Genomic DNA, 11,052 nt, shown 5'->3' on the forward strand with positions numbered 1-11,052 from the left:
CCCGGCATACCGGGATCTGTTCCATCGCGTCACAGCGTGTACGCACCCAGGACACTCACGCCCGAATACGCCGCTTCCCCCTTCACCGTCAGCGTCCACACACCGGCCGCAGGCTTGGCGGCCGTGAACGGCTCGCTGTTGCCCGGACGGTTCGGCTGCGCCTTGACCACACCCTTCGGATCGGTCACCGAGATCGACACGTCGCCCGAGCCACCGTAGGTGCGCAGGGTCAGCGTCTTCGCGTTGGCCGGCACCGTCAGCTGGTACGCGGTCGTGGCACCGGCCGCGCCCTTCTGGCCGTTCAGGGCGGTGTTGTTGGAGAGCACGATCGCGGGCGGCGCGGCCGGCGGACCCCAGGCGTCGTACTGCGCCTGCGTCTGCGTATCGGACAGGCAGGCGTTGAGGCTCGACGCCTGCGCCGCCGTGACCAGGCCATCGGTCGCCAGTTGCGTCGCATACGCGTGCACCGCGGAGCGATAGTCGCCGACCGTGGCAGCCGCACCGGCGAGGATCTTCGCGTTGGAGATCACGTTCGCACCGATGATCACACCGCCCGGGACGAGGGTCGGAATGCCTGTGTCGCACGTGAGCAGCTTCTGCGAGGTGCGGTTGAGACCCCAGCCGATGTCCTGGAACAGCGCGGGCGTGAGGTCGACGTCGATCTGTCCGACGAGGTCCTGGTTGATCGCGTATTCCATGATCGCGTTCGGCGTCAGGCGCGTGTCGTAATGCGAGAACGACGAGCCCTGAGCGAGGACCGTCGGTGCATACAACTGCACGTTACCCTGCGCATCCGCACCGGCCAGGCCCGTGCCCTTGCCGACCGCGCCGGTGAGACCGGTCAGGTTCGCCTTGAGCTTGCTGCCGTCCGCCTGGCTGATCGCGATCACCGGAATGGTGACCGGCGAGGCGGGGGTGCCTCCCGGCGTGATCGCGCCCGCCTGGTTGTTGGCGATGAGCACCGCCTTGGCGCCCGCGCTCTGTGCGTTCAGCGTTTTCACGGTGAAATCGCAGGTGCCACGGTCGATCAGGGCGATCTTGCCGGCGAGTGCCGAGCCGTTGGTGATGGCTGTGCAGCCGTCCGCGGGGCTTGCCTGGACGACGCTGCCCGTGAAGTTGGAGGCCGTCGCCAGCGGACCGAACGAAGCCTGCGAGAAGGTGTAATCACCCACGGCGGCGGCCGGCGCGGTGACGTGGAAGACATCCGGCGTACCGAGCGCCAGCGGTGCTTCGGCCTTCACCGTCGGCCCCGTGAAGACGAGCTTGCCGTCGTCCAGCGCGGCCGTGACGCGCTGCGCGGCGGTGAGGTCGTACCACTTCTTCTGCTGCGTGTCGTTGTAGACGAAGGTGGAGTAGATGTCGGGACGAGCCACGCCATCGTCACCGACATACGGCGACCCCGTGGTCAGGCTGTTGAAGCCCGAGAAACCGAGACCGTGCGCCATTTCGTGCAGCACGACGTTGAGGAAGTTGATCGAACCGGCGGGCGTCTTGCCGTCCAGACCGAAGTACCACTTCGATCCTTCGAGGCATCCCGTGGAACCCAGCGCACCGTTGAACTGGCTCTGGATATCGTCTTCGCCCGGCGCACCGTCTTCATGGGTCAGCGCGTCGAACAGCGCGGAGTGATACCACGTGTTGCGCACCGCGCCTGCGGGCAAGGTGCTGGTGTCGTCGAAGTAGAAGATGTACGTCGTGCCGGACGATCCGAGCACGCCCGAGGTGGCATCGCACGAGAGCGGCTCGAACGTCGCGCCGTTGGAGATGGTGACGTCGCTCTGCAGTACGGCGCCCCAGATATCCGCGGCGAACTGGTAGACGTTCAGCGCCTGCTTGCCGACCGTGGTGCCGGGGTTACCGCCGACCGGTGTGGCCGGGGTCGGATCGTCTAGACCCTTGCCGGTGCCGACGTCCTGATTGACGATCTTGATCTCGGCGGCCTGGGTGCTCACGGCGGTGAACAGTCCGGCGGCGGCGAGCGCGGTGAAGAGAAGGCTGCGGCGAATCATCGTGTGACCTCCGGTGCCTTCGGCGCAGCCTGTACGCCGTGGTCGTCATGGTGGATCGATACGCTGCCGTCGGGCTGGCGCTCGGCGACGACGCTGCTCATCAGCTCCTGCGGAACGCGCACGGCCCTGGCGTGAACGCCATTACCGAGGCTGACCGTACGGAACGTCGACTTCGCATCGGCGGCGGTGCGCGGTCGCGCGCTGAGCGATGCCGACTTGCCCGCGTTGACCTGGAAGGCCTTCGACAACGCCGCGCGCTCGGCGGCGGTGGGCTCGCGGAGGCGGCCGGTCGAAGGATCGATGGCCACCTGCACGCCCTGGACCATGACGGTCTGCGGCGCGGTGACCTGCGGCGTTTCAGCGGCCTGCGCCGCTGTCGCCACGGTGAAGATGCCCGTCAGCACCAGGCCCAGAGCCTGTGCCAGTGTTCGTGAATTCATTACCGATACCTCCCTAGTGCGGCGCCGGGACCCCTCCCTGCACGCCCACCGGCGAAGACCCCCTCGCCGGCGTAAACACCCCAGGATTCGACGTTCCCCTCAACGCCAATCCGGACCCACCGACGCATCGCGCGTCGGTGGGTCGTTACTCATGGCGCGGTGAAACTCGCTTGCACCGTGACGTTGGCGAAATCCTTCACCCCCACCACGGTCACGTACCAGGTACCCGCCGCGGGACGGGCGACCGTCACCGCTTCGTTGTTCGTGGACGGCTTCACCGACCGGTAGTCGTACGCGGTCGACGAAGCGGCTTCGCCGTTTTTCACGTAGAGCGACACATCGCCGCTGCCGCCGAAGCTGCGCAGCGCCAGCGACCGCGCACCCGCCGGCACATCGATGCGATAGACCAGCGTGCCGTTCGCACGGCCGGTCTGACCGGTCAGCGCGACGCCGTTGCTGAGCGCGGTGGCATCGCCGTCGCCCGGCTCGCCAGGCGCGTCATTGCCCAGCGCCTTGTTGACGGCGGCGTAGGCATCGAGGATGCCGGCACCGATCGCCTTGTCCGGCGTAACCGGGAATGGCGTCGCGGTCGAGGTCAGCAGCGTGCGGATCTCGGCCGGCGTCGGCGTCGCCACACCGGCGGCCCTGGTCGCCGACAGGATCAGCGCGACGGAGCCCGCGACGTGCGGTGTGGCCTGCGACGTGCCAGCCATGCCGCCGTAAGCGGCGGTGGTCGGCTCATGCGTGCCGTTGTTGATCGCCGACCAGATGAAACCGGCCTGTACCGGCGAACCCGTCGTGCCGTCGTTGGCGTAGATGCCGCCACCCGGTGCCGACAGGGCGACCTTGCTGCCGTAGTTCGAGTAGTAGGCGCGCTTGCCCGCGATGCCGTTGGAAGCCACGGTGAGCGCACCGGGGCAGCTGGCGGGCGAGTAGTTCGTCGCGTCCGCACCCGAGTTACCCGCCGCGACCACCACGGTCGTACCACGCGAGATCGCCGAGGCGATGGCATCCGAGGTCACCGCGTCGTCCGCGCAGGAACCGCCGCCGCCCAGGCTCATGTTGATGACCTGCGCGGGATGCGCATTGTCCGGCACGCCGTCGACGTGGCCGCCCGACGCCCAGACGATCGCATCGGCGATGTCGGAGGTGTAGCCGCCGCAGTGGCCGAGCACGCGGACCGGCAGGACTTTCGCCTTGTACGCGACGCCGGCCATGCCGGTGGCGTTGTTGCTGAGTTCGGCGATCGTTCCGGACACGTGCGTGCCGTGCCAGCTGGAATCCTCCTGCTCGTCGCCCGCCGACGGATCGATGCACCCGCCGTTGGCCAGCAGGTACTTGTCCTCGGTGGTCCAGTCGCCGGTGTCCCAGCCACCGGGCGCACGCGCATCCGTGCTGCGTCCGGAGACGAAGCCGTCGGAGATGAAGTCGTAACCCGCGTCGGCGAGCGACAGGTCGATGTCGGGATGCTGCGTGATGCCGGTGTCCAGCACGGCGACGGTCACGCCGGTGCCATCCGCGAGGTTCCACGCATTGGCCACGTTGCTGCCGCCGCGATTGGCGTAGCTGGTGGCGTCGGAACCGATCTTCTCGGCGGTGCCGGTCGGCGGCCGGAAATGCCACTGGTAGCCGGCGTAGTACGGGTCGTTGACGACGACCGGGGTGACATCCGTCGCACGAATGTCATCGATCTTCTGCATCATCGCGTCCGGCTCGACGTGCTTCACCGCCGGGTCGGCGGCGATCTGCCGGATCAGCGTGTCCGCCTCGGTGCGCGTCAGCTTGCGCGACGTGCGTATCAGGTCGGAACCGGTGGCCAGTTTGCGTCCGTAGACGGCCTGGATCGCGGCGCCCTTGCCGGCACGCAGCTGGCTGGATGTCCCTGCGGTACGCGAGAGTGCCGCACCGACGGACTGTGCCGCCGCGGAAGCGCTGACGCGTTCGGTGGTGCCGTCACGGTAGGTGACGATGAAACGGTCGTAGCCGCCTGGCGCACGCAGGCTGCTGACGTCGAAAGTCGCTCTGGGCGCATCCGCCCCGGTTGCGAAGATCCCGGGCGCGACGCCCAGGAGGAGCGAGGCGACGAACGTCCCCGCGACGATCCGATTTACCATCTGCACTACCCTCTGCCCGTGGTATTGCTGCAGGCGACCGCTTGCCGGTCCCCTTCCTTTTTGACGTCTTTGGGACGTCCCCTGAAAAAAGGTTTTTTGAGATCCTTCTGAACTCCCTCTGCGCCCTCTTCATGAGGACCGTCTGGGGAACCTAGCAGTAGGAAAATACGAACGTCAATAATTTGACGCGATGACGGACATCATCCGAACGGCCTAGGCGGGAAACCCCGGGATAGCCAGGATCGGACGTCCATATGCTTGTCAATTCATGGCCTTGCGCGGGAATAACACGCGCGCGCCGCATTTAAACACATGCACCAAAGCGAACCAATTCATGGACTTGATCGACATCGGCGCCAACCTCACCCACGAATCGTTCCGGCAGGATTTCGATGACATGCTTGCCCGTGCCAGCGCCCATGGGGTCGGCCGGATGGTGGTAACGGGAGCGTCACGCGAGGGAAGCGAGCACGCCCTGGCCATGGCGAAGGCCAGCGGCGGCCGGCTTTTCGCCACCGCCGGCGTGCACCCGCATCACGCCATCGACTATGACGACGCGACCGACGCCCTCCTTCGCCAATGGGCGCGCGAGCCGGAGGTTCGTGCGGTTGGCGAGACGGGGCTCGACTACAACCGCGACTATTCGCCGCGCGAGGTCCAGCGCGAGGTATTCGAGCGGCAGCTCGACATCGCGGTGGAGGTCGGCAAGCCGCTCTTCCTGCACCAGCGCGATGCTCACCGCGACTTCCTCGCCATCCTGAAGCGCTACCGTCACCGGGTGCCGGCCGCGGTCGTCCACTGCTTCACCGACACCGGCGACGCGCTGCGCGACTACCTCGAACTCGACTGCCATATCGGCATCACGGGATGGATCTGCGATGAACGCCGAGGCGCGCACCTGCGCGAGCTGGTCAAGCTGATTCCGGCGGACCGGCTCATGCTCGAGACCGACTCGCCCTACCTGCTGCCGCGGACCATCCGCCCCATGCCGAAGGACCGCCGTAACGAACCGATGTACCTTGCGCATATCCGCGACGAGGTAGCGAAAGACCGGGGCGAGTCGAAGGAGGCCCTGACCGCATCCAGCGTCAGGACCAGCGAGCTGTTCTTCGGCCTCTGAAACGCGAGCCGGCGTCCGCTCAACCGGAATGCAGCCCGGTGAGCGACGCCTCGGCCAGGTCCACCTCGCGGACCAGATTGCGCAGCGTTTCGTCGTTGATCGTGTGGTTGCGGCGCAGCTCGTGGAGCTCGCGCCGTTCGGCACGCAGTGCCGCGAGACGCATCACGCGCTCGGTACCCGCCTCCGCACGGGCCTTCTCCGGGACGTCGCCTTCCTCGCCCGCCGCTTCGAGGCGCTGCTGGTAATCGCCCATGACGCGTGCCGCGATGCGTGAGGCCAGCGCGATGGCGTTCTCGTCACCACCCTCCTGCACACGCTGCTGCTCCTTCTCGATGCTGCGAATCGCCGCCTCCGCCGCCAGGGCACGCGCCTTGCGCTCTTCCCGCACGCGCGGATCCTCGCCAGGCAGTTTCAGACCCTTGACCGAGAGCGGTAGCCCGATCGCGCCGAACACCAGCGTGCAGAGAATCACGCCCGAGGCGAGAAAGATCATCAGGTCGCGCGTCGGGAACGGGATGTTTTCGCTCTTCATCAGTGGGAGGGAGAGCACACCCGCCAGTGTGATGGCGCCACGCACGCCGGCCAGCGCCGTCGTCCATACCAGCCGCGTGCCCACCGGGGGGCGCTTCTCGCCACGGTGCAGCGCGCGCATGAACACGAAGCGCAACGACACCCACACCCAGATGAAACGAAGCAACACCAGCGCCAGGGTGATCGCCACGACATAGGCGGCGAGATGCCACAGCGGACCACCGCCCGCCTGCGCGATATCGACCTTCGCCCCGTCGACGATGGCGGGAAGCTGCAATCCCAGCAGCAGGAAGATGATGCCGTTGAAGGTGAACTCCACCATCTCCCAGACAGCCCGGCTCTGCATGCGCGTGGCGACGTAGCCACCCTTCATCACGTCGGTGTAGTTCATGCTCATGCCCGCCGCCACGGCGGCGAGGATGCCGGAGACAGCGAAATGCTCGGCGAGCAGATAAGCCGCGAATGGCAGCAAAAGCAGCAAAGCCACCTGGGCCGCCGGATCCACTTCGCCACTCCAGCGCACCAGCCGGCGACGGAACAGACCGAAGCCGAGGCCCACGAGCACGCCCGCCGCGAGGCCACCCAGGGCCATCACCACGAAGTCGCCCGTGGCGGATATCAGCGAAAACTTGCCGGTCATCTCGGCGGCGATAGCGAACTGCAGCGCCACCAGACCGGATGCATCGTTGAGCAGGGCTTCGCCGGAGAGGATATGCATCAGGCGCGGCGGAATCGGCGACTCACCGCTGATCGAGGACACGGCCACGGCATCGGTAGGCGACAGCACGGCGGCCAGCGCGAACGCTACCGCCAGAGGCACCGTCGGAATCATCCAGTGGACGAAGTAGCCGACCCCGACGATGGTGAAGAAGACCAGACCGATCGCCAGGGCGAGGATCGGGCCGCGCAGGAGGAACAGTTCGCGTTTCGGAATGCGCCACCCGTCGGCGAACAGAAGCGGCGGAATGAACAGCAGGAAGAACAGCTCGTGGTCGAACTCCACATGCAGGCCGAAAGGACGTGCGAGCAGCGCCCCTAACGCGATCTGGATCAGCGGTAGCGGCAAGCGGATCGGAAGGACACGAACGATCGCGCCGGAAAGCGCGATGACGAGAAGGAGGATGAGGATGGTGATGACTAAAGACATCAGGGAAAGCTAGCGATGGTGCGGATTTCAGGCAAGCGTCATCGTCTGACGGGCGATGAACGGAAGGCCATTTCGCACCCATTTCCGCCCGCGCGGGCAGCGGCCGTCGAAAGACTCCCGAAAGCCCGTGGAAAGGCGCAAAAAAACGCCTTTCCCCGCAAATACCTGCTTAGGATTTATTCCTATTGTTCCCATAGTTATTAGGGGTTTACGTTATTTTCACGCGCTGGGATCAGCGCCGTCGCCGGGCCGCCTTGTGGGGATGTAGCGAGGGGCCGCGACTTGCGGTAAGGGACGACATCTTGCAGTTCTTTGGGGAGAACCGACATGCACCACACGCGCTCGCTCGCACCCCTTTTCGATTGACGACGTGACGCCGCGCGCCCGCTAAGAGGCGTACGGCCGAACAACCATTCTTTCCATTCCGGTGATTCCACCGCCTCGAAAAGGCGGCCTGCCCACGTGCCGCGTGGGTATGGGGTTTCTTGTCCCGGTTTTCGTCATGCGTTACATCAGGAGGGCCGTTTTCATGCAGCACCACACCCGTTCCACCGCCCCGGCACGCCGCAAGCTCGCCCTTGCCGTCGCCTTCGCGGTCACCGCCGGCGCCGCCGGTGGCGCGCTCGCACAGAGCAACGCCACCGGCTCGATTTTCGGTTCCGCCACACCGGGCGATGTCGTCCATATCGAAAGCAAGGACACCGGCCTGCGCCGCGATATCACCGTCGATTCGGGCGGTCGCTATCGCGCCAACTCGCTGCCGATCGGCACTTACGACGTCACCCTGATACACGCTGGCACGACCGTCGATTCGCACAAGGGCGTACAGACCCAGATCAGCCAGGGTACCGACGTTTCATTCTCAGCCGCGCCGACGGGCAGCGATGCGACCAGCCTCGGCGGCGTGCAGGTCACCGCCAACGCGCTGCCGAGCATCGACGTCAGCTCGGTCGACTCGCGCACCGTGCTCACCGCCGATCAGCTGTCCAAGCTGCCCATCGCGCGCACGTCGATCAGCTCGGTCGCCCTGCTCGCCCCGGGCACCACGCCCGCGGCACGCGGCTACGGCAACGCGCTTTCGTTCGGCGGCTCGTCCGCTTCCGAGAACGCTTACTACATCAACGGTTTTCAGGTCACCAATCCGCTGACCGGCGTCAGCTCGCGCCAGCTGCCCTACGACGCGATCGATCAGGAGCAGGTGCTGATCGGTGGTTACGGTGCGGAGTACGGCCGCTCGACCGGTGGCGTGATCAACGTCGTATCGAAGCGCGGCACGAACGAGTGGAAGGGCGACATCCAGGTCCTGTGGTCGCCCTCCAGCCTGCAACAGACGCCTCGCAGCATTTACCAGACGGATGGCACGCTGTTCCAGAAGGGCAACCCCTATGTCCAGCGCAATCAGGACAACCTGCAGTATTCCGGGTCCATCGGCGGCGCACTGGTCAAGGACAAGCTCTTCATCTTCGCCGCGGCGGACTGGATCAAGCAGACGGGCGACTACACCGGCCCGAACACGGTCAGCGACCAGGAACGCGACACGGCCAAAACCACGCGTTGGCTGACCAAGCTGGACTGGAACATCACCGACAACAACATCCTCGAGCTGACCGGCATCGGCGACAGCGAAACGACGGATGCATCGATCTTCGGCTACAGCTACCAGACCGGCCAGGGCGCGTATCTCGGTCACCAGTACACCAAGAACTACAACGGAACGCAGACGAACGGCACGCCAGGCGGCGATACCTACATCGCTCACTACACCGGCTACCTTACTGACGATCTCACGATCAACGGCATGTACGGCAGAGCGCATTCCGATCATGAGCAGGATATCAATGGCGCTTCCGGCATCGCATGTCCCTCCATCACCGACGCGCGAGTGGAGTTCGCCAGCAACAAGCAGACGGGTTGCACGGTAGGCTCGAGCACGATTCTCTATCCGGGTTCGAAGGACAGCACGAAGGGCTGGAGTGCGAACATCGAATGGCGGGTCGGAGACCACGATCTGCGCGCCGGCGTCGACAACTACGTGCTTCGCGCGACGTGGGGCGCCGTGCCGGTGGGCGGCACTTCCTACACCTACAACGATGTCGGTGATGGAAGCTCCATCCAGCAGCGGCTCATCAATCTGGGCCTCGACCCGAGCCTGTACAACCCGGCGAACTTCCCCAACGGCTACTACGTCGAATCCACCGCCCTTTCGACGGGCGCTTCGGCGCGGACCAATCAACGCTCGCAATTCGTCGAGGACAACTGGCAGATCACCGACCGCTGGCACTCGTACGTCGGCCTGCGCAATGAGCAGTTCTCGAACTACAACGGCCTCGGCCAGGCCTACGCGCGCTCGCGTCATCAGCTCGATCCCCGCCTGGGCGTTTCATGGGACGTGTACGGTGACAGTTCACTGAAGGTGTACGCCAATGCCGGTCGCTACCATCTCGGGCTGCCGACGTCGGTGGCGGTTCGTGGCGCCGGCCCCTCGACGTACCCATCCAACATCTACAGCTTCACGGGTATCGATGCGACAACGGGCATACCGACCGGTCTCGGCACAGGCGCCTATTCCGGCACCTATTACCTGAATGGCGCGAATGGCACGCCGCCCGATGCCAAAACGGTATCGTCCCGCCAGCTGCATTCGTACTACCAGGACGAGTACATCGCAGGCTTCGACAAGCAGCTCGGGGACACGTGGGTCGTCGGCGCAAAGGCCATGTACCGCAAACTGCGCAGCCTGATCGACGACACCTGCGATTCCGCACCGCTTCAGGCCTGGGGCGATGCCAACGGACTCGGCGATCAGGTGGCTGCCGGTATCGCCCGCAGCACGGGCTGCTGGCTGTACAACCCGGGCCGCGCGAATACCTTCGTGGTTTCGCCGTCCGACGGTCAGTATCTCGACATTCCGCTATCCGCCAAGGACATCGGCGAGCCGAAGCCGAAGCGCTCCTATTACATGCTCGACCTGTACGCGGAGCATCAGTTCGCCGACAAGTGGTACGGCAAGATCGACTACACGTACTCGCGCAGCTACGGTAACTCCGAGGGCCAGCTGGACTCGAACATCGTGCAGGCCGACGTGTCCACCACGGAAAGCTGGGACTTCCCGGCGATCATGGAAAACACCAACGGCGATCTGCCGAACGATCACAAGCATCAGCTCCGTGTGTACGGCACCTACGTACTCTCTGACGATTGGCAGTTCTCGACCGTTACCCGCGTGAGTTCGGGCGCACCGATCAGCTGCCTGGGGACCCGTCCCCTTTCCGTGGGTGGCGATCCGTACGGCTATGGTGCCAACTACTTCTGGTGCAACGGCGAACCTTCGCCGCGCGGATCCAGGGGCCGTACGCCGTGGACGTACACGATGGACGTGAGCGCAGCCTGGAAGCCGGCATTCGCCGAACACAAGCTGTCCTTCACCGTCGACGTGTTCAACCTGCTCGGCAAGCAGGAAGTGACGCAGGTGTACGAGACGGGCGAGACGGCATCCGGTCTCCCCAACCCGCAGTACAAGCGCGCACGTTCCTTCCAGGACCCGCGTTACGTCCGCCTCGGCGCGCGTTACGACTTCACGCTCTGATCCGATAACGACATAACAACAAAAGAGGCAGTTTCCCCGGATATTGGCCGCTCTTCCCGAGCGGCCTTTTTTTGTATGGAAGCCGACTGAAAGCCGGTTGAAAGC

The 11,052-nt window shown here is 65.3% G+C and carries 6 protein-coding genes; 2 read left to right on the forward strand and 4 right to left on the reverse strand.

Going from position 1 to position 11,052, the window contains the following annotated elements:
• Nucleotides 1-29: 29 nt before the first annotated feature.
• The 3 genes from J2X57_RS06345 to J2X57_RS06355 all read right to left on the reverse strand — a co-directional run bounded on the left by J2X57_RS06345 (nt 30) and on the right by J2X57_RS06355 (nt 4,563).
• Complete coding sequence (locus tag J2X57_RS06345) at nt 30-2,009, reverse strand: PA domain-containing protein (RefSeq protein ID WP_052191417.1); 1,980 nt, start codon at nt 2,007-2,009, stop codon at nt 30-32.
• On the reverse strand, nt 2,006-2,449 hold the full coding sequence (locus tag J2X57_RS06350; protein ID WP_051943233.1) for a hypothetical protein: 444 nt from the start codon (nt 2,447-2,449) through the stop codon (nt 2,006-2,008). Before J2X57_RS06350 ends, J2X57_RS06345 begins: the two co-directional genes overlap by 4 nt.
• A gap of 149 nt (nt 2,450-2,598) precedes the next feature.
• Nucleotides 2,599-4,563, reverse strand: a complete 1,965-nt coding sequence (locus J2X57_RS06355; protein WP_309864992.1) for a S8 family serine peptidase — start codon at nt 4,561-4,563, stop codon at nt 2,599-2,601.
• A gap of 334 nt (nt 4,564-4,897) precedes the next feature.
• Between J2X57_RS06355 and J2X57_RS06360 the strand changes: the two genes are divergently transcribed.
• On the forward strand, nt 4,898-5,683 hold the full coding sequence (locus J2X57_RS06360; RefSeq protein ID WP_309864995.1) for a TatD family hydrolase: 786 nt from the start codon (nt 4,898-4,900) through the stop codon (nt 5,681-5,683).
• 19 nt (nt 5,684-5,702) lie between these two features.
• Here J2X57_RS06360 and J2X57_RS06365 read toward each other — a convergent pair whose 3' ends face one another.
• Nucleotides 5,703-7,361, reverse strand: coding sequence for a Na+/H+ antiporter (locus J2X57_RS06365; protein ID WP_309864998.1), 1,659 nt, complete (start codon nt 7,359-7,361; stop codon nt 5,703-5,705).
• A gap of 529 nt (nt 7,362-7,890) precedes the next feature.
• Between J2X57_RS06365 and J2X57_RS06370 the strand changes: the two genes are divergently transcribed.
• A complete protein-coding gene (locus J2X57_RS06370) occupies nt 7,891-10,947 on the forward strand; it encodes a TonB-dependent receptor (protein WP_309865001.1) in 3,057 nt (1,018 codons plus the stop codon).
• Nucleotides 10,948-11,052: the final 105 nt, after the last annotated feature.

Origin of the sequence: Luteibacter sp. 1214 (assembly GCF_031455395.1) — a bacterium.
Taxonomy (GTDB): domain Bacteria; phylum Pseudomonadota; class Gammaproteobacteria; order Xanthomonadales; family Rhodanobacteraceae; genus Luteibacter; species Luteibacter mycovicinus.